The 23,411-nt window shown below is 68.9% G+C and carries 21 protein-coding genes; 6 read left to right on the top strand and 15 right to left on the bottom strand.

Annotated features, from left to right (window positions below; genetic code table 11):
• Window positions 1–382: 382 nt before the first annotated feature.
• The 6 genes from ACFOM8_RS09650 to ACFOM8_RS09625 all read left to right on the top strand — a co-directional run bounded on the left by ACFOM8_RS09650 (window position 383) and on the right by ACFOM8_RS09625 (window position 5,344).
• On the top strand, window positions 383–1,513 hold the full coding sequence (locus ACFOM8_RS09650) for an aminotransferase class V-fold PLP-dependent enzyme (RefSeq protein ID WP_377761301.1): 1,131 nt from the start codon (window positions 383–385) through the stop codon (window positions 1,511–1,513).
• A gap of 161 nt (window positions 1,514–1,674) precedes the next feature.
• Window positions 1,675–1,890 (top strand): hypothetical protein, encoded by a 216-nt coding sequence (locus ACFOM8_RS09645; RefSeq protein WP_377761144.1) that lies wholly within the window; start codon window positions 1,675–1,677, stop codon window positions 1,888–1,890.
• A gap of 24 nt (window positions 1,891–1,914) precedes the next feature.
• Entirely contained in the window at window positions 1,915–2,916 is a 1,002-nt protein-coding gene (locus tag ACFOM8_RS09640) for a sulfate ABC transporter substrate-binding protein (RefSeq protein WP_377761143.1), read from the top strand.
• A gap of 2 nt (window positions 2,917–2,918) precedes the next feature.
• Window positions 2,919–3,758: a sulfate ABC transporter permease subunit CysT gene (gene cysT / locus ACFOM8_RS09635; RefSeq protein WP_377761142.1), complete on the top strand. Its 840-nt coding sequence runs from the start codon at window positions 2,919–2,921 to the stop codon at window positions 3,756–3,758.
• Window positions 3,751–4,614, top strand: coding sequence for a sulfate ABC transporter permease subunit CysW (cysW, locus tag ACFOM8_RS09630; protein ID WP_377761141.1), 864 nt, complete (start codon window positions 3,751–3,753; stop codon window positions 4,612–4,614). The genes cysT and cysW overlap by 8 nt, the downstream gene beginning before the upstream one ends.
• 10 nt (window positions 4,615–4,624) lie before the next feature.
• On the top strand, window positions 4,625–5,344 hold the full coding sequence (locus ACFOM8_RS09625; protein WP_377761300.1) for a sulfate/molybdate ABC transporter ATP-binding protein: 720 nt from the start codon (window positions 4,625–4,627) through the stop codon (window positions 5,342–5,344).
• 6 nt (window positions 5,345–5,350) lie between these two features.
• On the opposite strand, the gene recN is transcribed toward ACFOM8_RS09625, so the two are convergent.
• The 15 genes from recN to ACFOM8_RS09550 all read right to left on the bottom strand — a co-directional run bounded on the left by recN (window position 5,351) and on the right by ACFOM8_RS09550 (window position 23,366).
• The gene (recN, locus tag ACFOM8_RS09620; protein WP_377761140.1) at window positions 5,351–6,997 is read right to left on the bottom strand and encodes a DNA repair protein RecN; all 1,647 of its coding nucleotides are present in this window, start codon (window positions 6,995–6,997) and stop codon (window positions 5,351–5,353) included.
• A 36-nt stretch (window positions 6,998–7,033) separates the two neighbouring features.
• Complete coding sequence (locus ACFOM8_RS09615) at window positions 7,034–7,885, bottom strand: outer membrane protein assembly factor BamD (RefSeq protein ID WP_377761139.1); 852 nt, start codon at window positions 7,883–7,885, stop codon at window positions 7,034–7,036.
• A gap of 151 nt (window positions 7,886–8,036) precedes the next feature.
• On the bottom strand, window positions 8,037–8,966 hold the full coding sequence (lpxC, locus tag ACFOM8_RS09610) for a UDP-3-O-acyl-N-acetylglucosamine deacetylase (protein ID WP_377761138.1): 930 nt from the start codon (window positions 8,964–8,966) through the stop codon (window positions 8,037–8,039).
• 220 nt (window positions 8,967–9,186) lie between these two features.
• Window positions 9,187–10,800 carry a cell division protein FtsZ gene (gene ftsZ, locus ACFOM8_RS09605; protein ID WP_377761137.1) on the bottom strand — a complete coding sequence of 538 codons (1,614 nt, stop codon included), beginning with the start codon at window positions 10,798–10,800 and terminating at the stop codon, window positions 9,187–9,189.
• A 222-nt stretch (window positions 10,801–11,022) separates the two neighbouring features.
• On the bottom strand, window positions 11,023–12,357 hold the full coding sequence (gene ftsA / locus ACFOM8_RS09600) for a cell division protein FtsA (protein ID WP_377761136.1): 1,335 nt from the start codon (window positions 12,355–12,357) through the stop codon (window positions 11,023–11,025).
• Window positions 12,358–12,360: 3 nt separating this feature from the next.
• Window positions 12,361–13,296, bottom strand: a complete 936-nt coding sequence (locus tag ACFOM8_RS09595) for a cell division protein FtsQ/DivIB (RefSeq protein ID WP_377761135.1) — start codon at window positions 13,294–13,296, stop codon at window positions 12,361–12,363.
• Window positions 13,284–14,174: a D-alanine--D-alanine ligase gene (locus tag ACFOM8_RS09590; RefSeq protein WP_377761299.1), complete on the bottom strand. Its 891-nt coding sequence runs from the start codon at window positions 14,172–14,174 to the stop codon at window positions 13,284–13,286. The genes ACFOM8_RS09595 and ACFOM8_RS09590 overlap by 13 nt, the downstream gene beginning before the upstream one ends.
• Window positions 14,175–14,372: 198 nt before the next feature.
• The gene (murB, locus tag ACFOM8_RS09585; RefSeq protein ID WP_377761134.1) at window positions 14,373–15,314 is read right to left on the bottom strand and encodes a UDP-N-acetylmuramate dehydrogenase; all 942 of its coding nucleotides are present in this window, start codon (window positions 15,312–15,314) and stop codon (window positions 14,373–14,375) included.
• Window positions 15,315–15,358: 44 nt separating this feature from the next.
• Window positions 15,359–15,733, bottom strand: a complete 375-nt coding sequence (locus ACFOM8_RS09580; protein ID WP_377761133.1) for a hypothetical protein — start codon at window positions 15,731–15,733, stop codon at window positions 15,359–15,361.
• Entirely contained in the window at window positions 15,730–15,975 is a 246-nt protein-coding gene (locus ACFOM8_RS09575; RefSeq protein WP_377761132.1) for a DUF2484 family protein, read from the bottom strand. The genes ACFOM8_RS09580 and ACFOM8_RS09575 overlap by 4 nt, the downstream gene beginning before the upstream one ends.
• On the bottom strand, window positions 15,972–17,399 hold the full coding sequence (murC, locus tag ACFOM8_RS09570; RefSeq protein WP_377761131.1) for a UDP-N-acetylmuramate--L-alanine ligase: 1,428 nt from the start codon (window positions 17,397–17,399) through the stop codon (window positions 15,972–15,974). Before murC ends, ACFOM8_RS09575 begins: the two co-directional genes overlap by 4 nt.
• A complete protein-coding gene (locus ACFOM8_RS09565; protein ID WP_377761130.1) occupies window positions 17,396–18,484 on the bottom strand; it encodes a UDP-N-acetylglucosamine--N-acetylmuramyl-(pentapeptide) pyrophosphoryl-undecaprenol N-acetylglucosamine transferase in 1,089 nt (362 codons plus the stop codon). The genes murC and ACFOM8_RS09565 overlap by 4 nt, the downstream gene beginning before the upstream one ends.
• Window positions 18,484–19,647 (bottom strand): putative lipid II flippase FtsW, encoded by a 1,164-nt coding sequence (gene ftsW, locus ACFOM8_RS09560; RefSeq protein WP_377761129.1) that lies wholly within the window; start codon window positions 19,645–19,647, stop codon window positions 18,484–18,486. The genes ACFOM8_RS09565 and ftsW overlap by 1 nt, the downstream gene beginning before the upstream one ends.
• Window positions 19,648–19,752: 105 nt before the next feature.
• On the bottom strand, window positions 19,753–20,496 hold the full coding sequence (locus ACFOM8_RS09555) for a cytochrome c biogenesis CcdA family protein (RefSeq protein WP_377761128.1): 744 nt from the start codon (window positions 20,494–20,496) through the stop codon (window positions 19,753–19,755).
• Window positions 20,497–20,591: 95 nt separating this feature from the next.
• Window positions 20,592–23,366 carry an Rne/Rng family ribonuclease gene (locus ACFOM8_RS09550; RefSeq protein WP_377761127.1) on the bottom strand — a complete coding sequence of 925 codons (2,775 nt, stop codon included), beginning with the start codon at window positions 23,364–23,366 and terminating at the stop codon, window positions 20,592–20,594.
• Between the last annotated feature and the right edge of the window lie 45 nt (window positions 23,367–23,411).

Here is a 23,411-nt window from a genome sequence, read left to right as displayed (position 1 = left end):
CGCGTGGCAGCGGGGCTGTATTGATTTGGCTCGGCTTGCGATGCTGGTCGCGCCCGCAGCCCTGCGCGGGGCTTTGAACGGCAGGCAGCCGTTTCTGGCGGGGCTCTTGACGGCCCCGACCGATCCCTTCGCCATCGGCTTCCGGCTGGACGCGTTTCTTGCGGCGATCCCGCAAACCGCGCCCGACCGCCGTTATGCCCGGATATTTGCGCTGGTCATCCTGCAAGGCCTGATCTGGTGTTCGTCGCCGGCAGGCCTGTTTTCGACCGCGATGCGCGGCCGGACATTCACGGCCCGGCCCGGCCCAGCCTGCGGCCTTTGGCTGTCTGGCAGGACGCGGCGGCAAGGGCTAGGCTGCACCCGGCTTGGACAGGAGAACGCGATGCCCCACCTTCATCCCGACATCGACCCGAACGGGCTGGACGAATTCTCGGTCGTCTTCACCGACCGCTCGCTGAACCACATGTCGCAGCGGTTCGGGCAAGTGATGCGCGACCTGTCCGCCACCCTGCGCGAGGTGTACGGCGCCGCGCAGGTCGCCATCGTGCCGGGCGGCGGCACCTATGCGATGGAGTCGGTCGCCCGCCAGTTCGGCACCGGCCACGCGTTGATCGTCCGCAACGGCTGGTTCAGCTATCGCTGGAGCCAGATCTTCGACACCGGCGGCTTCGCCCGCGAAACCACCGTTGTCATGGCCCGACCCGCCGGCAACGAGCCGCAGCCCGCCTATGCGCCCCCGCCCGTGGACGAGGTGGTGGCGAAGATCCGCGAAACGCGGCCCGACGCGGTCTTTGCGCCGCATGTCGAGACCTCGGCCGGGCTGATCCTGCCCGACGATTACATCCGCGCCCTGTCGGACGCCGCGCACCAGGTCGGCGCCCTGATGGTGCTGGACTGCATCGCCTCGGGCGCGGTCTGGGTGGACATGGCGGCCACGGGCGTGGACGTGCTGATCTCGGCTCCGCAGAAAGGGTGGTCGGCCTCGCCCGCCGCGGGGCTGGTGATGCTGTCGGACCGGGGGGCCGAGCGGCTGGCGCAGACGGACAGCGACAGCTTTGCCCTGGATCTGAAGAAATGGCGCGCGATCATGGCGGCCTATGAAGACAACGGCCACGCTTATCACGCCACGATGCCAACGGACGCCCTGCTGGGCCTGCGCGATGCGATGGAGGAAACCCGCGCAATGGGATTCGACGCCGCGCACGATGCGCAATGGCGCCTTGGCAACGCGGTGCGCGACATGCTGGCCGAACGAGGGATCCGGTCGGTCGCGGCGCCCGGCTTTGCCGCGCCGGGGGTGGTGGTCAGCTATACCGACGATCCCGACATCAAGAACGGCCGGAAATTCGCGGCCGAAGGGATGCAGATCGCGGCGGGGGTTCCGCTGGCCGTGAACGAGGGCGACCGGTTTTCCACCTTCCGCCTGGGCCTGTTCGGGCTGGACAAGCTGAAGGACGTGGACGGCACCCTGGCCCGCCTGCGAACGGTGATGGACAAGGTTCTTCCCGCCTGACATTCCCAAACGGGGCGCGGGACCATCCGTTCCGCGCCCTTGGCGCAGAGAATGATCTTCTCTCCGGCGCATGAATTTCAACCCTTCTCGTCTCTTGATAAAGACGACTTTCCCTGTCGTTATTTGTGGCATGGCAGCAGCCGTGTCAGGGAGCGACCGAGATGACGATCCAAGATCAGACCACCGGTGCCAAGGCGCCCCTTTATTCGGTGCGCCTGATCGACCGCCGCACCGGTCTGGTCCTGCGCGTCGACGGCGCCCCCTTTCTGGCGTTGAGCCGGGAACCCCGGGCGGCGGCGGCATCCCTGCTGGAAGGGCGCGACCCTGCCCTGTGGGAAGCCCGGATCGAGCCGCTTGCCACCCGCACCCACCCATAACAGATCCCTTCAGGAGACGGTTACATGTCCCGAACGAAATCCAGCCGCATCGGCGCCCCCTTGTCCGCCATTGTGCTAGCCCTGGCGATGGCCGCCCCCGTGCGGGCCGAAACGCTGCTGAACGTCAGCTACGACCCCACCCGAGAGCTTTACCGCGACGTGAACGCGGCCTTTGCCGAGCAATGGACCGCCGACGGCCACGAGGCCCCCACCATCGAAACCAGCCACGGCGGATCCGGCGCGCAGGCCCGCGCGGTGATCGACGGGCTGAACGCGCAGGTGGTGACGCTGGCCCTGGCCTCGGACATCGACAGGATCGCGGAAGCCGGTAAGCTGCCCGCCGACTGGCAGTCGAAGCTGCCGCACAATTCCAGCCCCTACACCTCGACCATCGTGTTCCTGGTGCGCGAAGGCAATCCCAAGGGCGTCCGGGACTGGGGCGACCTGGTGAAGGAAGGGGTGGAGGTCGTCACGCCGAACCCCAAGACCTCGGGCGGCGCGCGCTGGAATTACCTGGCCGCCTGGGCCTGGGCGGAAAGGAACGGCCAGGATCCCAAGGCCTTCGTGGGCCAGCTTTACACCCATGTGCCCGTGCTGGACACCGGCGCGCGCGGCGCCACCACCACCTTCGCGCAGCGCGGCATCGGCGACGTGCTGCTGGCCTGGGAAAACGAGGCCTATCTGGCGCTTGAGGAGATCGGCGAGGATCAGTTCGACATCGTGGTGCCCTCGGTGTCCGTGCTGGCCGAACCCCCGGTCGCCATTGTCGAGGGCAACATCGCCAGCGACGCGCAGCGCGAGCTGGCCACCGCCTATCTGGACTTCCTGTATTCGCCCGAAGGCCAGGCGCTTGCCTTCAAGCACTTCTACCGTGCCTGGGACGCCAGCGCCGCGGACCCCGCCGATGTGGCCCGCTTCCCCAAGCTGGATCTGGTCGGCATCGAGGATTTCGGCGGATGGAAGAAGGTGCAGCCCGAACATTTCGGCGACGGCGGCATCTTCGACCAGATCTACACGGCCAAGTGACCATGGCCGCGCGTCCCCTGGTCCACAAGACGGCGATGCCCGGCCTCGGCCTGACGGCGGGCGTCACGCTGGCGATGCTGTCCATCGTCGTGCTGCTGCCCATCGGCGCCCTTCTTCTGAAGGGCGCGGGTTTCGGCCTGTCCAACGTCCTCGAGGTCGTGGGCCGCGAACGCGTCATGGCCTCGCTGTATCTGTCCTTCAAGCTGGCGCTGCTGGCGGCATTGTTCAACCTGGTCTTCGGCGTGCTGCTGGCCTGGGTGCTGGTCCGCTACCGCTTTCCCGGCAGGCGGTTGCTGGACGCCGCCGTGGACCTGCCCTTCGCGCTGCCGACCGCCGTGGCGGGGATCGCGCTGACCGCGCTTTACGCCCCGAACGGCGCCTTCGGCAGCCTGGCCCAGAACATCGGCTGGAAGATCGCCTATACGCAGACGGGCATCTTCATCGCCCTGGTCTTCGTGGGCCTGCCCTTTGTCGCCCGCACCGTCCAGCCGGTGATCGAGGAGATCGAGCAGGAGGTCGAGGAGGCATCGGCCACCCTGGGCGCATCCCGCCCTTACACCCTGCGCCACGTGATCCTGCCGATGCTGACGCCCGCCGCGCTGACCGGCTTTGCCCTGGCCCTGGCCCGCGCGGTCGGCGAATACGGATCGGTCATCTTCATCGCGGGCAACATTCCCCTGCGCACGGAAATCGCGCCGCTGCTGATCGTGATCCAGCTCGAGGAGTTCAACTATGACGCCGCGGCCGCCATCGGCATCGCCATGCTGGTTATTTCCTTTGTCATGCTTCTGGCGATCAACCTGATCCAGATCGTCAGCCGAAGGAGGATGGGACATGTCTGACACAGCCCTTCCGACCTTCCGCGCCGCGACCGAGGAAGCGCCGCTTCTGCGCATCGTCCTGATCGCCGTGGTCGTCGCGGGCCTGGCCGTGCTGGTCTTCGCCCCCTTGGCCGTGGTCTTTGCCGAGGCGCTGAAGGACGGCTGGCTGGCCGCCGCGCAGTCCCTGGGCAACCGCGATGCCCGCTCGGCGATCCGGCTGACGCTGATGATCACCGCCGTGGCCGTGCCCGCGAACGCGGCCTTCGGCATCGCGGCCGCCTGGTTCATCACCAAGTTCGACTTTCGCGGCAAGGCCTTCCTGATCACCCTGATCGACCTGCCGTTCAGCGTCAGCCCCGTTGTCGCGGGCCTGTGCATCGTGCTGCTGTTCGGCGCCAACTCCGCCATCGGCGGCTGGCTGGTGGCCCATGGCTGGCCCATCGTCTTCGCCATCCCCGGCATCGTGCTGGCGACGATTTTCGTCACCTTTCCCTTTGTCGCGCGCGAGCTGATCCCCGTGATGATAGAACAAGGCCGGGACGAGGAGGAGGCCGCCCTGACGCTTGGCGCGTCCGGCTGGCGGACATTCCGCACGGTCACGCTGCCCAACATCCGCTGGGCGCTGCTTTACGGAACGCTGCTGTGCACCGCGCGGGCCATGGGCGAATTCGGCGCGGTCGCGGTGGTGTCGGGCAAGATCCGGGGCCAGACCGCCACCATGCCGATCACCATCGAGATGCTTTACAACGAATACCTGTCCGTCGCGGCCTTCTCGATGGCCGCGCTGCTGACCGCGCTTGCGCTTGTGACGCTGCTTCTGAAAACCCTGCTGGAGGTCACGCATGCCGACCAGCTTGCCGCCATCCGCCGCCACTGAGGAGGCCGCCTTGCATATCGACATCGACGAAATCGCCAAAAGCTTCGGCGGCACCACCGCGCTGCATCCCGTGTCGCTGAACATCCCTTCGGGCGCGCTGGTGGCGCTGCTGGGGCCGTCGGGATCAGGCAAGACAACGCTGCTGCGCATCCTGGGGGGGCTGGAATTCCCCACCTCGGGGCTCGTGCTGTTCAACGGCCAGGACGCGACCGGGATGACGGTGCAGGAACGCCGCGCGGGTTTCGTGTTCCAAAGCTATGCGCTGTTCCGGCACATGACGGTGTTCGACAACATCGCCTATGGCCTGCGCGCCCGCCCGCGCGGCCAGCGTCCCCCCCGGGCCGAGATCGCGCGCCGCGTGACCAAGCTGCTGGACCTGATCCAGTTGCCGGACATCGCCCACCGCTATCCGACGCAGCTGTCGGGCGGCCAACGCCAGCGCGCGGCCCTGGCCCGCGCCCTGGCGATCGAGCCGCGGATGCTGCTGCTGGACGAACCCTTCGGCGCGCTCGACGCCAAGGTGCGCAAGGAACTGCGCCAGGGGCTGCGCGACATCCACGACGAAACCGGCCTGACCACGGTTTTCGTGACCCACGACCAGGACGAGGCGATGGAACTGGCCGATCTGGTGGTGGTGATGTCCATGGGCCGGATCGAACAGATCGGCAAGCCGGGCGACATCCGCGCCAAGCCCGCGACCCCCTTCGTGCGCGATTTCATCACCGCCTGACGGGCGTCAGCCCTGCAACAGCGCCCGGGCCGCCCCCGTGGCGGCATCGGTGATGCGGTCGCCCGACAGCATCCGGGCGATCTCCTCGACCCGTTCGGGCGGCGACAGGGCCGCGACGGTCGATGTGGTCATGTCGTCATGGACCGACTTCGAAACCCGGAAATGGTTGGCCCCAAGCGCCGCCACCTGCGGCGAATGGGTGACAACCAGAACCTGCGCATCCTCGGACAGCCGTTTCAGCCGCCGCCCCACGGCGTCGGCGGTCGCCCCGCCCACGCCCCGGTCGATCTCGTCGAAGATCAGCACAAGGGCATCGTTGCCCCGCGCCAGACAGACCTTCAGCGCCAGCAGAAAGCGCGACAGCTCGCCGCCCGAGGCGATCTTGTCCAGCGCCCCCGCCGGCGCGCCGGGATTGGTGGCCACCGTGAAGGCCACGTCGTCGCGCCCATCCGGGCCAGGCTCGCCCGGCGTCACAAGCGTCTGGAACACCGCCCGTTCCATCTTGAGCGGCGCAAGTTCGGCGGTGACGGCACGGTCCAGGGCGGCGGCGGCCTCGGTGCGCGTGCGCGTCACCTCCTCGGCTTCGGCGTCATAACGGGCCTCGGCGTCCTCGACCTGCCTGCGAAGGGCGGCGATCTGCGCCTCGCCCGCGTCGATCTGGCCCAGGCGGCCGCGCAGCTCGTCCGCCAGCCCGGCCAGGTCGTCGGCCAGAACGTTGTGCTTGCGGGCAAGCGCCCGCAGGGCGAACAGCCGCTCCTCGGTCGCCTCCAGCGCGGCGGGATCCACGTCCAGCGCGAACAGCGCGTCCTCGACCCCGCGATGCGCCTCGCCCAGTTCGACCAGGGCGCGGGACAAAGCGGCCAGCGGTTCGTCCAGCCGCCCCTCGGCCCGGTCGGATGCGCCTTCCAGCCAGCGGGTCGCGTCCAGCATCGCGCCCTCGGCCCCCTCGCCGCCCAGCATCTTCAAGGCGCGGGCCACATCCTCGCGGATGCGGATGGCGCCCTGCATGGCGCGGCGGCGGGTGTCCAGCGCCGCCTCCTCGCCCGCCTCGGGCATCAGCTCGTCCAGTTCGGCGACCGCGTGGCGCAGGAAATCCTCCTCGGCCCGGGCGGCGGTCAGGCGGGCCTCGGCCCCGTCCAGCTCGCGCCGGGCCGTGCGGCGGGCCGCCCAGGCCGCGCGCACCGGACCCAAATCAATGCCCCCGAAGGCGTCCAGCAGCGCGCGATGGCCGCGCGGGTTCAGCAGGCCGCGGTCGTCATGCTGGCCGTGCAGTTCGACAAGGGTGTCCGACAACTGCCGCAACACCTCGCCCGAAACGCGGCGGTCGTTCACATAGCCGGTCTTGCGCCCGTCGCCCGCGTTCACGCGGCGCAGGATCAGCTCGTCGTCCTCCAGCTCGATCCCGGCCTCGGCCAGCACGGCACGGGCCGGATGGGCCGAAGGCAGGTCGAAGACCGCCGTCACCTCGCCCTGCTGCGCACCCTGGCGCACCAGATCCGCGCGGCCGCGCCAGCCCAGAACGAAACCCAGGCAATCCAGCAGGATCGACTTGCCCGCGCCGGTTTCGCCGGTCAGCACGTTCAGGCCGGGACCGAAGGCCAGGCCCAGCCGGTCGATCAGCAGCATGTTGCGGATGTCCAGCGATCTCAGCATCGGTCCGTCCCCGTAGGGTGGGGTTTCACCCCACCTTCACAACCACCGTCCCTGGATCATCTGGCGATACACGTTCGTCAGCCAGTTGTCGCCGCGCGCTTCGGGCGCCAGCCCGCGTCCGCGCAGCTGGGCATAAGCGTCCTGGTAGAACGGCGAGGACTGGAAGTTGTAGCCCAGGATCGCCCCCGCCGTCTGCGCCTCGTCCGTCAGGCCAAGTGCCAGATAGGCCTCGACCAGGCGCAGCAGCGCCTCGGGCGTCTGGCCGGTCGTCTGAAACTCCTCGACCACGACGCGGAAACGGTTGATCGAGGCGGCGTAATGCCCCTTCTTGAGGTAATAGCGCCCGATCTCCATTTCCTTGGCGGCCAGATGGTCGAAGGCCAGGTCGAATTTCAGGATGGCGCTGCGGGCATATTCGCTGTCGGGATATTGCTCGATCACCGTGCGCAGGGATTGCAGCGCCTGAAAGGTCAGGCCCTGGTCGCGGCCCACCTCGTCGATCTGGTCGTAATAGGACAAGGCCAGCAGATACTGGGCGTAAGCCGCGTCCTCGTCGCCCGGATAGGTGTCGATGAAGCGTTGCGCGGCGCCGCGCGCTTCCTCGTAGTTCTGGGCCCGGTGGTTGGAATAGGCCTGCATGATCAGCGCGCGCTTGGCCCATTCGGAATAAGGGTAAAGCCGCTCGACCTCGGAGAAATAGAACACCGCGTCCTCGGGCTTGCGGCTGTTTTCCAGCTCGAACTCGCCGCGCTTGTAGATTTCCTCGGCGGTGAAGCGGTCCAGGTTGCGCTTGTCGGATTCGGCAAGGCCGCCCCTGTCACACCCCGTCAGCACCAGACCCGCCAGAACCGCCGCCATCACGGAAGCCGAAATTTTCGAGCGCGCCATCTTCACCCTGCCTGTGACTTCTTCCTTGCCGCCAGCCCCTGCGGGTCGCGCTGCCCGGTTCGTCTAGCACAGAACATCAGAGGGCGCAAAATGGCAATCCGTTGATTTTTTCGCAGGTTTCCCGGGCAAGCCTGACGCCGCGGAAGGGCGCCTACGCGGCGGCCCAGGCGGTCGCCGCCAGGTCGTAGGCCGCGACGCCAGCGCCCGGCAGACGGTCCTCCAGCGCGGGCGAGCAGGTTTCCCACCGCCACGCCGCCGGATCGGCGAACAAGGCCCGCAGCAGCCGGTTGGTCATGGCATGGCCCGCCCGGTGCCCGGTATAGCGGGCCAGCAGCGGCGCCCCCGCCAGGGCCAGATCGCCCATGGCGTCCAGCATCTTGTGGCGCACGGCCTCGTCCGCGTGGCGCAACCCGCCGGGCGACAGGACCTGCGCGCCATCCACAACCACTGCGTTCAGATAGGTGCCGCCCAGGGCCAGCCCGTTCCGGCGCATCGCGTCCACATCGGCCTGACGGCAAAAGGTGCGGCTGTCGGCCAGTTCGCGCAGAAAGGCGCCGTTGGCCATGTCCAGGCGCTTTTCCTGGTGGCCGATGGCCGCGTCCGCGAAGTCGATCTGGAACTCGATCTCCAGGTGATCCGCCGGGGTCAGGCGGGCAAAGGCCTCGCCCTCGCGGACCTCGACCGGGCGCAGCACGCGGATGGCGCGCAGCGGCGCCGTCTGCATCGCGATGCCCGCGCGCAGGATGCCCCGCACGAAAGGCGCGGCCGATCCGTCGAGGATCGGAACCTCGGGGCCATCGACGATCACAAGGGCGTTGTGGATCCCCGTGCCGGCAAGGGCCGCCATGACATGTTCCACCGTGGAAAGGGTCGTGCCCCTGCCGTCGTGCATCAGCGTGCACAGCTTCGAGGGCGCGACGTGATCCCAGCGGGCGGGAATGTCCACGGCGGGCGTCAGGTCGCCGCGGCGGAAGACGATGCCGTGGCCTGCGGGCGCGGGATGGATCTCCAGCCGCGCCGGGGCGCCGGAATGCAGCCCCACGCCCCCAAAGCTCACCATCTTTTTCAACGTCGCCTGCATGGCTTCCTGCCTTCTTGCTTGGACCCGAACGACACCGTCCACCCGAGTAACGATGCACCTAGGCCCGGGGTGCCGATCCTTCAACTAACGTTTTGTGACGGCATGAAACAATCGCCGCGCCGGTTCCGCGGCAAACCCCGGAGCAGGGCGAAAACCCTGAGCGGAAAAAAGAAAAAGGCCGCGTTGCGCGGCCTTTCCCCCGTTAACAGTTGTGACTGGCTCAGTTCGCCTGACGGCGCAGGAAGGCTGGGATTTCGACATTGTCCCCGGCCGCGTCGGGGCTGGCCAGATCGTCGAAATCGGCGTCCTGCTGGCGGGCGCGGACTGCCACGCGCTCGTTCACCCGTTCGGAAATCGAGGCCGCGGGAGGCTTGGGCGCCGAGGCGTCGGCATGACCCGCCATCCGTTCCAGCATGCGGCCAAGGCCCGCCATCCGGCTGGGCGCGCGGACCGGCTCGGCCGGCTGCGGGGCGGGCTGCTGGCGTTCGCCCTTGTGCTCGACCGCGCGGCGCAGACGCTCCAGCGTCTCGGGCGAGGCCTGGCCGCGCGGGGCCGCGTTCTGCGGCGCGCGCGGGGCGATGAAGCCCGCGTCTTCCCGGACGTTCAGCATCGCCGGCTGCGCGGGCTCTCTGCGCTGATAGGCCGGGGCGGGCATGTCGTCGTCGATCCGCGCGGCGGGGCCGGCGGGGGCGGCGGGGGCGGCGGGGGCCTGCGCCACCGGACGGGTTTCGCCCAGCGGCGGGGCGACGCGGCGCGGCGGCAGGTCGTCCGCCTGGGGCGCGGCCTCGACCCGCTGCGAGACGGGCGGATTTTGGGTCAGCGGCTCGGCCATGGTGCGGCGGGGGGCCGGAACCTCGGCGGCCGCGGCGCTGGCGTCGATGCCGGTGGCCACGACCGACACGCGGATCGAGCCGTCCATGTCCGGGTCCAGGGTCGAACCGACAATGATGTTGGCGTCGCTGTCCACCTTGTCGCGGATGACGTTGGCGGCCTCGTCCAGTTCGAACAGGGTCATGTCATAGCCGCCGGTGATGTTGATCAGCACGCCCTTGGCGCCGTTCAGGCTGATCTCGTCCAGCAGCGGGTTGGCGATGGCGCGTTCGGCGGCTTCCTGGGCGCGGTTCTCGCCCGAGGCCTCGCCGGTGCCCATCATCGCCTTGCCCATCTCGTCCATGACCGCGCGCACGTCGGCGAAGTCCAGGTTGATCAGGCCCGGGCGCACCATCAGGTCGGTGACGCCCTTGACGCCCTGGTACAGCACGTCGTCGGCCATGGCAAAGGCTTCGGTGAAGGTGGTCTTTTCGTTGGCCAGGCGGAACAGGTTCTGGTTGGGGATGATGATCAGCGTGTCCACGACCTTTTGCAGGGCCTCGACGCCCTCCTCGGCCTGGCGCATCCGCTTGGTGCCCTCGAACTGGAAGGGCTTGGTCACGACGCCGACGGTCAGGATGCCCATCTCGCGCGCGGCCTGCGCGATGATCGGGGCCGCGCCGGTACCGGTGCCGCCGCCCATGCCGGCGGTGATGAAGCACATGTGCGCGCCCATCAGGTGATCGACGATGTCCTCGATCGTTTCCTCGGCGGCCTTGGCGCCGATAACGGGCTTGGCGCCCGCGCCCAGACCCTCGGTCACTTTCGGACCCATCTGGATGCGGCTGGTCGCGCGCGACCCGGCCAGGGCCTGCGCGTCGGTGTTGGCGACCACGAACTCGACCCCGTCGAGCTTTTTCTCGATCATGTTGTTGACCGCGTTGCCGCCCGCGCCGCCGACCCCAAAGACGGTGATCCGGGGCTTGAGTTCGTCCTCGTCGTTCATCATCAGATTGAGGTTCATGATTCCGCCTGTTTTTGCTATGTCGATCGGGTCATGACCTGCCGCCCGTCGAATCCCTCGTACCATGGACAATCCTAACGGGCGGCCGGTGTTGCGTCACTTAAAAAAACTCGCAAAAACCGCAAAATCTGGCCGTTTTCGCAGGTGGTTTCGGCGGTATCTCGCCCATGCGTCAGGATATGGTGGCATTGTCGATGCCGCCGCATATTCGTGGTCAAGGGCTTACCAGTTGTTTCTGAACCAGCGATAGGCGCGGCGCAGGCTGCGGGTCGGATAGCTGTCGGCGGGCATCTCGAAGTCCCACCATTCGTCCTGGGGATGGGCGGCGAACAGCGCCAGCCCGACCGCGCTGGAAAAGCCGGGATCGGTGAACTGATGCGCCAGCCCGTCGATGCGCAACGGACGCCCGCAGCGGATGTTCGGCCCCAGGATGCGCGCGGCCAACCCGTCCAGGCCGGGGATCTGGCTGCCGCCGCCGGTCAACACGATCTGCTGGCTGGGCATGGCGTCGAACCCGGCCGCATCAAGGACTTCGCGCACGCCTTCCAGAATCTCCTCGACCCGGGGGCGCATGATGCCGATCAGGTCGGCGCGGCTGACGGAGCGGCGCTCGCCGTCCCATCCCTGGGCGTCCCCGCCCAGATCCAGCATGTCGCGGTCGTCGCGTCCCGTCGCCTCAACCCCGCCGTTCAGGGTCTTCAGCCGCTCGGCCACCGGCAGCGGCACCCGCAGGCCCTGGGCGATGTCCTGGGTGACAAGCTGACCGCCGATCTTAACATTGTCGGCGAAGATCATGTGTTTCTTGACGAAAATCGACACGCCCGTGCCGCCGCCGCCAAAATCGATGCAGGCCGATCCCAGTTCCTGCTCGTCCTCGACCAGGGCGGCGCGGGCCGAGGCATAGGACGCCGAGGCGACGCCCGCCAGTTCCAGGTCGCAGCGGCGGATGCACTGGACCAGATTGCCGATCACGTCGCCATCCACCGTCAGCAGGTGCATGTCGCAGGCCAGCTTGTTGCCGACATGATCGCGCGGATCGCCGAGCCCGCTGCGGTTGTCCACGGCGAAATTGACCGGCTGCGCGTGCAGCACCTCGCGGTTCCGGCCGAAATCGGGGGCGTCGCAGGCGGCCAGCACGCGGGCCACGTCGTGTTCGTGGACGCGCCCCGCCTCCAGCGTGATCTCGCCGGCCAGACCGTAAGAAGCCGGGCGCCCTCCCGACAGGCAGGCGATGACGTGATCGACGCGCACGCCCGCGACCTTTTGCGCGGCGGCGACCACCGTGCGGATCGCGCGTTCGGTTTCGGCCATCACGTCGATCTCGCCCCGGCGCATCCCGCGCGAGCGGGTCGAGGCCGCGCCGATCACCCGGAAATTCACCTGCCCCGCCATCGGTCCCACGCCGTCGGTTTCGCGGAAGGTGCCGGTGCCGTCGAAGCGCAGCACCAGGCAGGCGATCTTGGACGTGCCGATGTCCAGGATGCCGATCACGCCACGTTGCAGGGCGGCCCGGCGGATGTTCCGCATCGCCCGCTGCGTTTGATAAAGTTCCGCCATGTCTCAGCCCCCCTTCTTGTCGTTTTCTGGAATGACCTTGCCGTCAGGCCCCAGAAGCGGCTGCCCCCTGGCCTCGCGGATGGCGTTGCGCGCGTCCAGGCCAAGCCGCAGCACCGGCCGGGACGGGTCGCGCAGATCGACCGCGGCGATGTCGCGGCCCAGCATGTCCTGCGCGCGGTCCAGCGCCATGGCGGCCTGCAACGCGATCACCGCGCCTTCGGCGGGCAGCATGATCTTCTGGCCGTGATCCAGCACCAGATCCCAGCGGCGTTCGCCCTTGCGCACCAGCCCGCGCACCCGGGGCAGGATCGGCCCGGCGGCGTCGATCAGCGACAGCGCCTCGGGAACGGCCAGGTCGGCCCCCTCGCCCGCGATCAGGGGCAGGTCGGCGCGCACGTCGCGCCCCGTCACCGAGGCGACGCGGTGGCCGGTCCGGTCCAGGATCTCGATCCCCCGCGCATGACGCCACAGGACGGCCGGTTCGCGTTCCTTGACCACGGCGGACAGGATGCCGCCCGGCTTGATGCGCAGGTCCACCGATTCGATCACGTCCAGCTGCATCACCTGCAACCGCATCGCCGTCAGGTCGATGTCGAAGCTCGAGGCGGGCAGATCGACCGGCAGCATGGCCCGCAGCGCCGCATCCACCACGGGCGAGGCCCCCTCGACCGCCATGGTCCTGACCAGGAACTCCTCGCGGCTTTGCACCTTGTCCAGGATCTGCTGCACGCCGTCGGACAGGCGCGCGCGGCGGTCCTCGTCCGCCAGCCAGAGCCCGGCGATCAGGACAACCAGAAACGCCGGCACGCCGATCCGCACCGCGCGGCGCCACACCGGGCGCAGCCACATCCGTTCCAGCCGGTATTGCAGGCGCGAAGGCGCGGGATCGCGCCGCGTTTGGGGGGGGCGGTTCGGGCGATGGTCGATCACGTCCGGCACAGCGCGTCCTCCACCATCCAGCGCATCAGGGCGGGAAAGCCGATGCCCGCATGGGCGGCCTGTTCGGGCGCCAGCGAGGTGGGCGTCATGCCGGGCTGCGTGTTCACCTCGAGAATGATCAGCCCGTCCAGCCCGCGCGAATCGTCCCAGCGGAAATCGGTGCGCGACAGCCCGCGGCAGCCAAGCGCCCGGTGGGCGCGGACCGCATGATCCAGGCAGGCCCGGGCGATGTCGGCGGGGATCTCGGCGGGGATCACGTGGCGCGACCCGCCGACCGAGTATTTGGCGGCATAGTCATACCAGCCCTCGGTCACGATCTCGGTCACGCCAAGGGCGCGGTCGCCCATGACGGCCGTGGTCAGTTCGCGTCCCGGCGCATAGGTTTCGACCATCACGCGGGCGGGCATCGTGTCGGCCAGCTGCGGCGGCTGGTTCGCGCCGTCATGGACGATGTAAACGCCCACCGACGAGCCTTCGTCGTTCGGCTTGACCACATAGGGGGGCGGCAGGACGTGGCGGGCGCGCACCTCGTCGGCGCAGGCGATCACGCTGTCCACGACAGGCAGGCCCGCCGCGCGCAGCGCGTCCTTGGCCCGCGTCTTGTCCATCGCCAGGGCCGAGGCCAGAACGCCCGAATGGGTGTAAGGCAGGTCCAGCCATTCCAGGACGCCCTGGACGCAGCCGTCCTCTCCCCAGCGGCCATGCAGCGCGTTGAAAACGACATCGCAGCGCAGGCCGGCCAGGCGCGCGACCAGATCGCCGCCGCGTTCGGGTCCAAGTTCGACCTCGACCACCTCATAGCCCGCCACCCGCAGCGCGTTCGCGCATTCGCGCCCCGATGACAGCGACACCTCTCGTTCGGCCGAGGGTCCGCCCATCAGAACGGCTACGGTATGGGCTGTCCTGCTCGACCTGCCCGCCACGTTTTTCGCCTTTCGCCCCGGTTGACCCGGGATTTTCTGTCCCCGCGCGGCCGGGTTCATTCCCGGTCCTGCACTTGCGGGAAAGGATAGCTGATGCGCGAAAATCACAAAAGGGTAATTTTCGCTATCTGCCAAAGATTGTTGGGCAATATGTTAATCAGCCGCAGGTTGCGGCAGGGAATCACCCACGCGGATCACTTCCCATTGCAGGTCGTGTCCGCTGTCCTCCAGCACGCGGCGGCGGACCAGTTCGCCCAGGGCTTCCAGTTCGGCGGCCGTCGCGCCGCCGGTGTTGAGCAGGAAGTTCGGGTGCTTTTCCGACATCTGCGCCCCGCCCCAGCTATGCCCGCGCAAGCCCGCGCGGTCGATCAGCGACCAGGCCTTGAGGTCGTGGACATCGTCAGCCCGGCCCGTGGAACTGAACCCCGCCGGATTGCGGAAGGTGGACCCGGCGCTGCGTTCCTTGGTGGGCTGGGTTTCATCACGCCGGGCCAGTTGGTCGGCCATCTTCTGGTGCAGCGCGTCGGGATCGCCCGGCGCGGCGCGGAACACCGCCTGGGTCACGACGCAGCCTTCCGGCAGGTCGGCGTGGCGATAGGCGAAACGCAGGTCGGCGGGGGTCAGCACGATCCGCTCGCCCCCGCGCGTGAAGGCCCGCGCCTCGATCAGATGGTCGGCGACATAGCTGCCATAGCAGCCCGCGTTCATGCAGACCGCGCCGCCGATGCTGCCGGGAATGGTGCGCAGAAAGGTCAGGTCCAGCCCCCCGTCCGCCGCCCGCCGCGCGACATGGGCGTCCAGCGCCGCCGCGCCCGCGATCACGCGGTCGCCTTCCACCGCGATGCCGTTGAAGCCCCGGCCCAGACGGATCACCACGCCCCGGATGCCGCCGTCGCGCACGATCAGGTTGCTGCCGACGCCGATGGGAAACACCGGCATCGAAGGATCCAGGCCCCGCAGGAAATCCGACAGGTCGTCCTCGTCCGCGGGCTGGAACAGCCAGTCGGCGGGACCGCCCACGCGCAGCCAGGTCAGGGCATCCAGGGGGCGGTCGGCGGTCAGCGTGCCGCGCACGGCGGGAAGATCGGTCATCATGCCGGACGTGGTAGCCAGCGGGGGTGCCTTGGTCAACCGCGCGGTCATTCGGCCAGGCTGGCCGTGACGGCAAGGGCGGCCAGCGCGCAAAGGCCGCGGATGTCCCAGGCGGGCCGCATCGGCGCGGCGGGTTCGGCGGGCGCCCGTCGGCGGGTCGCGTCATGCAGCCCCCGCAGCGCCGCGCCGAAGGCCAGCGAACCCGCCGCCAGAAGCAGCAGCATGGCGGCCAATGTTCCCAGCAGGCCGGAATGCTCCTGCCCGGTCTTCTGCGCCCCGATCAGCCAGCAGGCCCCCGCCCCCGCCAGCAGCACGGCAAGCGCCGCCAGCAGAGGACGGAAGGATCGCGCGCCGACGCGAGAGGCTCCGGTCCAGACGGACCACAGCACCACAAGGGCGACAACCATGTAAAAGGGAATCACGGGGCCGCCCGGGTCCGGGTCCGCAGCGGCAGGCGGACCAGCGCCAGCACGCCCACCCACAGAAAGACGATGCCCGCCCAGGGGCCGCAGGTATAGGTCAGCCAGCCCAGGACGGGAACGCCCGTGGCGATCAAGGCCCACAGGGCGCGCTGCCTTTGGCGCCTGCGCAGGCTGCGGGCAAGACGGGCCAGGATCAGCCAGCCCGTCACGACCGCCAGCGCAAGAACCACCGAATGCATCATGCGGCCCGCCCTTGCAGCCGTTGCGGCAACCCGTTGGCCCAGGCCGAGATCGTGCCCGCGCCCAGGCAGACCACCATGTCGCCGGGCCGGGCCTGTTCGCGGACCAGGCGTTCCAGGTCGTTCTCGTCCAGGATGGCGCGGGCGTGGCGGTGGCCGTGGGCGATCAGGCCCGCGACCAGCTCGTCGCGGCTGGCGCCGGGGATCGGATCCTCGCCCGCGGCATAAACCTCGGCGATGGCGACCACGTCGGCCTCGTTGAAGCAGGTGCAGAAATCGTCGAACAGGTTCGACAGGCGGGAATAGCGGTGCGGCTGGTGGACGGCGATCACCCGGCCCTTGGTGGCCTGGCGCGCGGCCTTCAGCACGGCGGCGATCTCGACCGGGTGGTGGCCGTAGTCGTCGATGATGGTGACGCCGTTGATCTCGCCCACGCGCGTGAACCGCCGCCCGACGCCGCCGAACTTGGCCAGAGCCTCGCGGATCTCGGCCTTCTTGATGCCCAGGTGACGGGCCACGGCCACGGCGGACAGCGCGTTCGAGACGTTGTGGTCGCCCGGCATGGGCAACGAGCAGCCCTCGATCATCTCGATGGCGCCGGTTTCCGTCGGGCCTTCGCCTTGCAGGGCGATGTCGAAAAGGGCGATGCCGTTTTCATAGCGCAGGTTCATCGCGCGCACGTCGGCCTGGGCGTTGAAGCCGAAGGTCACGACGCGGCGGTCGGTCAGCTTGCCCACCAGCGCCTGCACTTCGGGGTGGTCGGTGCAGCACACCGCGAGGCCGTAGAACGGAATGCCCGAGGCGAAATTGTAGAACCCCTGGCGCAGCGCGTCGAAGCTGCCCCAATGCTCCATATGCTCGGGGTCGATGTTGGTGACGATGGCGATGTCGGCGGGCAGACGGTTGAAGCTGCCGTCGGACTCGTCGGCCTCGACCACCATCCATTCGCCCGCCCCGGCCCGGGCGTTGGACCCATAGGCGTGGATCACGCCGCCGTTGATCACGGTGGGATCCAGCCCGCCCGCGTCCAGCAGCGTGGCCACCATGGTCGTGGTGGTGGTCTTGCCGTGGGTGCCGGCGATGGCGATGTTCGACTTCATCCGCATCAGTTCGGCCAGCATCTCGGCCCGGCGGACCACGGGCAGGCCGCGGCGGCGCGCTTCCTCCAGTTCCGGGTTGCCCTTCTTGATCGCGGTCGAGATCACAACCACGCCCGCCGCGCCGATGTTCTCGGCCCGCTGGCCCTCGAAGACGCGCGCGCCCAGGGTTTCCAGGCGGTCGGTGATCTTCGACTTCTTCGCGTCGCTGCCCTGCACGTCGTAGCCCAGCGTCAGCAGAACCTCGGCGATGCCCGACATGCCGATGCCGCCGATGCCGATGAAGTGGATCGGCCCCAGTTCGTGCGGCAGTTTGGTGGCGGCGTTCATCGGGCAATCTCCGTGACAAGGTCGTAAAGGCGCCGCGCCGCATCGGGCCGGGCAAGGAACAGGGCGGCGGCGGCCATCTGGCTGGCGCGGGCGGGGTCGTTCAGGATCGCGCGGATGTCGCGCGTCAGGCCGGGGGCGTCAAGCACCGATTCGGGATGGATCAGCGCCGCCCCCGTTTCGGCAAGGGCCTGCGCATTGGCGGTCTGGTGATCGCCCGCGGCGGCGGCATAGGGGATCAGGATCGACGGGCGCCCGACCACCGTGATGTCGGCCAGGGACGAGGCGCCCGAGCGGCTGATCACCAGCTGCGCCCGCGCCAGCCGTTCCGGCACGTCGGTGAAGAAGGGCTGCACGTCGGCCCGGATCCCCGCGTCGGCATAGGCCCCGGTCACGCGCGCCCCGTCCTCGGCCCGGGCCTGGTGGCTGACTTGCAGACGGACGCGCATGTCTTCGGGCAGGGCCGCGATGGCAGCGGGCACCACGTCCGACAGCACCCGCGCGCCCTGGCTGCCGCCGATCACCAGAAGATGCAGCGGCCCTTGGCCCGGCGGGGCATAGGGGGTGGCGGCGCGGTCCAGCACGGTCTGGCGGACCGGGTTTCCGGTATGGATGCCGTGAACGCCGGCCGGCAGGGCCGTGGGCCAGGTGCCGCAGGCGACGCGATGGACGCGGGCGGCGAACAGGCTGTTCACCCGGCCCATGATGCCGTTCTGTTCGTGGATCATGCGCGGCAGGCCCATCGAGACCGCCGCCGACATGGCCGGGATCGTCGGATAGCCGCCAAAGCCGATCACCACGGCGGGCCGGTCGCGGCGGAACGCCGCCCGGGCGGACAGCACGCCCCCGCCGATCTTCAGGGGCGCGGTCAGCTTGCCCATCAGTCCGCCCCGCGCCGTGGTGGCCGAACGGACGATGCTGCGTTGCACGCCGTCCGGGAACCCGCCCGCATAGCGCGCGCCCCGGTCGTCGGTGGACAGGTTCACGCGCCAGCCCTGGGCCAGCAGCAGCTCCGCCAGGGCCTGGGCGGGGAACATGTGGCCGCCGGTCCCTCCGGCGGCGATCAGGGCAAGGGGGGCGGCGGCCATCAGCGTCCCCGCCGCAGGATCTCGGCCAGCTCGCCCTGGGGGCGGGTCCGGGTCAGCGCCAGCAGCATCCCGGCGGCGATCCCGGATGCGATCACGGACGAGCCGCCATAGCTGACAAAGGGCAGCGTCATGCCCTTGGCGGGCAGCAGGCGCACGGCCACGCCCATGTTGATCAGCGCCTGCACGCCGAACGCGCAGGCCAGCCCCGCCCCCGCGATCCGCGCGAAGGGATCGCGTTCGCGCAGCAGCCGCAACAGCGACCGGACGACGATGGTGCAATAAAGCGCGATGATCGCCAGAACCATAATCGTGCCGTATTCCTCGGCCGCGACCGCGATGATGAAGTCGGTATGCGCGTCGGGCAGCGACCATTTCACGCTGCCCTCGCCCACGCCGACCCCGAAGAAGCCGCCGTCCTGGATGGCCTTGGTGGCATAGCCGATCTGGGTGCGCGGGTCGATTTCCGGGTTCAGAAAGCCGTTGATCCGGCGGGCGAAGTGTTCGGACGCGCCATAGGCGAAGAACCCGCCCGCCGCCGCGATCCCCATGACGCTGAGCAGCAGCACCATCGGCGCGCCCGCGATGAAATACATCACCAACCAGGAAAACAGCACCAGCGAGGCCTGGCCGAAGTCCGGCTGGAGCGCCAGCAGGACAACCACCACCATGGCGGTGACAAAGGAATAGAACCTGCCCGGCGGGCCGCCGATCATCTGGGCCGCGGCCATGAACCAGGCGCAGATGGCTACAAAGCCGGGCTTGAGGAACTCGGACGGCTGCATGGAAATGCCCGCGACCGACAGCCAGCGGGTGGCGCCCTTGCCGTGATCCTCGCCGACCAGCGGCAGCAGCAGGATCAGCACAAAGGCCGCGGCAAAGCCCGTCACGCCGATGCGCCGGATCTGGCGCGGCGACATCATGGAGATCACCAGCATGATCACCAGCGCCATGCCGCCGAAGACCGCCTGCCGCTGGACATAGTAGAAGCGCGGCAGGTGGTTCTTTTCCGCCAGGGGAACGGACGCCGCCAGCCCCAGCAGGATGCCGATGGCGAACAGCCCCAGCACGCAGGCCAGCGACCACTTGTCCAGCGTGCGCCACCAGCGTGGAAGAATCGGGTCGCCCGCCCGTACGGGCGTCGTGCCAAAGACCATCTCGGTCATGGGGATACCGCCGTCACTGCCTCTGATACTGCCCGGTTTTTCCGGGTCTGCCGGTCAGCATAGCGTGAAAATCGGGTCGGCGCTACTGGGGATTGTCAGACGGCATCAGCCCAATGCCGCCAGCCCCGGGAAGGTCTCGAGCAGCCAATAGGAAAAGGCCGAAAAGGCGCCGGTCAGCAGCATCGCCCCCACCGCCAGCAGCAGCGCGCCCATCACCCGCTCGATCACGCGCAGCCAGGGCTTGATGCGGTTCATCAGCCCGATGGCGCGGTTGATGAAGATCGCGGCCAGCAGAAACGGAATCCCCAGGCCGAGCGCGTAAACCGCCAGCAGCGCCGTGCCGCGCGACATCTCGCCCCCCGTTGCGGCCAGCGACAGGATCATGCCCAGCTGCGGGCCGATGCAGGGGGTCCAGCCAAAGGCGAAGGCCAGGCCCAGCACATAGGCGCCGACCGCGCCGCCGCCCTGCTGGCCCGTGTCGATCCGCGCCTCGTGGTCCAGAAACGGGATGCGGATCACGTGAAGGAAATGCAGCCCCATCACGATCACGACTCCGCCTGCGATCCTGGCCAGAAGGTCCTGATATTGCAGAAAGGCCCGGCCAAAGGCCGATGCCGCGAAGCCCATGATCAGGAACACGGTGGACAGGCCCATGACGAAGAACAGCGCGGGCAGCACGGCGCTGCGTTCGTGCGCGCGCAATCCGTTCACCCCCACCCCGGTCATGTAGGCCAGATAGGGCGGCACGATGGGCAGCACGCAGGGCGACAGAAAGGACAGGATGCCCGCCAGCAGGGCGACAAGGGCGGCGGGCAGAAAGGCGGCGGTGGCGAGTTCGATTCCCAACATGGCGCGCAGCTTACCTTTTGCGGCGCGGCAGGCCATGGGTCATCGCGTCACGTCCTCGCGAAAAGGGCGCGGTCCGACCCGCGCCCTTCGCATCATCAGCGGTTGGACGACCACCAGCCGCGGCGCTTGGGCCGGCCGGCATCGGCTTCGGCCATCTCGGGCTCGGCCATCTCGGGCTCGACCGGGGCGGCGGTGGCGGCGGTGGCGGCGGGAGCCTCCTCCGGCGCGGATTCGGACCCAACCTCGGGCCCAACCTCGGGCCCAACTTCCTCGGGCCCAACCTCCTGGGGCGCGGCGTCTTCAGGCTCGGCCGTTCCGACGACAAGCGCCTCGACCACCGTTTCCTCGACCTGCGCCGCGACCGCTTCGGCGGGCAGGAAAGCCTCGGCCCGCGGCTCGGACTCGCCTTCCCGGGTCTCGCCTTCCCGTGTCTCGGCGGCCCGAGGATCGTCGGCCCGAGGATCGGCGGCCTGGTGCTCGGCGGCCTGGCGTTCGGCGGCCTGGGGCTCGGACGCAATCTCGGACAGCGGCACGATCTCGCCTTCCTCCTCCGCGGCCACGTCCGGTTCGGGCCGGGCGTTCAGGCCGGGCAACGATTCGGCCTGGTCGCCGGACGGGTTCTCCAGGTCCACCACATCGGGCAGGCCTTCGGCGCGCGGCAGGTCGCCGTTGCGGCGGCGGTTGCGCGACCGCGACCGGCGGCGGCGGCCGTTGCCCTCGCTCTCGCCCTCGCTTTCGGACGCATCGGCTTCCTCGGCGGCCTCGGCCGCGTCTTCGGCCATGTCCTCGGACTCGTCGCCCGCATCGGCGGCTTCGCCCTCGCCGCGCTCGCCGTTCTTCCGGCGGCGGCGGCGGCGGCGGCGGCGCGAGCGGCCTTCGCCGTTCTCGTCCTCGGCCGCGGCGGCATCAGTGCTGTCCTCGGCCTCGGCTTCGGCATCCGCCTCGGCTTCCTCGGGCAGATCCTCGTCCTCGTCGTCGATCTGGGCCATCAGCTCGGCATCGACCGACAGAACCGGCGCGGAAACCTCGGGGACGTTGCGGATCGCCGTCTTGAACTTCTCGATGGCGAAATCGGGCGAGATCAGCGCGGGATCGGCCTCGAGCCGGACCGACAGGCCATAACGCGCCTCGATCCCGGCGATATGCTCGCGCTTCTGGTTGATCAGGAAGTTGATCACCGCGACCGGGGCGCGCACCAGAACCTCGCGCGACCGCTTGCGGGTGCCTTCCTCCTCGATGGCGCGCAGGATGGTCAGCGCCAGGCTGTCGTCGGACCGGATCAGGCCGGTGCCGTGGCAATGCGCGCAGGGCTGCGTGGTCGATTCCAGCATCCCCGGGCGCAGCCGCTGGCGCGACATCTCCATCAGGCCGAAACCCGAGATCCGGCCCACCTGGATGCGCGCGCGGTCGGATTTCAGCTTGTCCTTCAGCCGCTTCTCGACCGCGGCGTTGTTGCGCCGCTCCTCCATGTCGATGAAGTCGATCACGATCAGGCCCGCAAGGTCGCGCAGGCGCAGCTGGCGCGCCACCTCGTCGGCGGCCTCCAGGTTGGTCTTGAGCGCGGTTTCCTCGATCGAGCCTTCCTTGGTGGCCCGGCCCGAGTTCACGTCGATGGCCACCAGCGCCTCGGTCACGCCGATGACGATATAGCCGCCCGATTTCAGCTGCACGACCGGGTTGAACATGCCCGCCAGGTAGCTTTCCACCTGATAGCGCGCGAACAGCGGCATCTGGTCGGTATATTGCTGCACGGCCCGGCTGTGGTCGGGCATGATCATCTTCATGAAGTCCTTGGCGACGCGATAGCCGCGCTCGCCCTCGACCAGAACCTCGTCGATGTCCTTGCTGTAAAGGTCGCGGATGACCCGCTTGATGAGATCCCCTTCCTCGTAGATCGGAGCGGGGGCGATGGACTTGAAGGTCAGTTCGCGGATCTGTTCCCACAGGCGCAGCAGGTATTCGTAGTCGCGCCGGATCTCGGTCCGGGTGCGCTGGCTGCCCGCCGTGCGGATGATCAGGCCCGCGCCCCTGGGCACGTCCAGTTCCGACGCGATGTCCTTCAGCTTCTTGCGGTCCGCGATGTTGGTGATCTTGCGGCTGATGCCGCCGCCGCGCGCGGTGTTGGGCATCAGAACGCAATAGCGGCCCGGCAGCGACAGATAGGTGGTCAGCGCGGCGCCCTTGTTGCCGCGTTCCTCCTTGACGACCTGGACCAGCATGATCTGCCGGACCTTGATCACTTCCTGGATCTTGTAGCGGCGGGCGCGCGGCTTCTTCTGGATGCGGATTTCCTCGGCCACGTCCTCGTCCGCGACCGATTCAATGGTCTCGTCCTTGTCCGAGGCGTCCGACGCGGTGTCGGCCCCGTCCTCGTCGCCCGCGTGATCGGCATCCGCGCCGTCCTCGCCCCCGGCCTCCGCCGCCCCGTCTCTGGCCCCGTCTCCGGCCCCATCTCCGGCCCCATGTCCGGCCTCGCCTTCCTCGACCTCGGCGGCGGCGGTCTCGTCGTCGTTCTCGGCGCGCTCGGCCCGGGCCTGGCGGCGACGCGCCCGGGCGGCGTCCTCGGCCTCCTGCGCCTCGGCATAGGCGCGTTCCTCGGCGATCAGCGCCTCGCGGTCGGCGGCGGGGATCTGGTAATAGTCCGGGTGGATTTCCGCAAAGGCCAGAAAGCCGTGGCGGTTTCCGCCGTAATCCACAAAGGCCGCCTGCAACGAGGGTTCGACCCGCGTGATCTTGGCCAGATAGATGTTGCCCGAGATCTGGCGCTTGTTTACGGTCTCGAAATCAAATTCTTCGACCTTGGTTCCGTCCACCACGACCACCCGAGTTTCCTCGGCATGGGTGGCGTCGATCAGCATTTTCTTTGCCATTGTCAAATCTTTCGCGCGGACGCGCGCCGGGCGGTGCCAAGGGCA

The sequence above is a fragment of the Paracoccus angustae genome (assembly GCF_042648745.1).
GTDB classification, from domain to species: Bacteria; Pseudomonadota; Alphaproteobacteria; order Rhodobacterales; family Rhodobacteraceae; genus Paracoccus; species Paracoccus angustae.
This window is presented reverse-complemented; position numbering and strand designations above follow the sequence as displayed.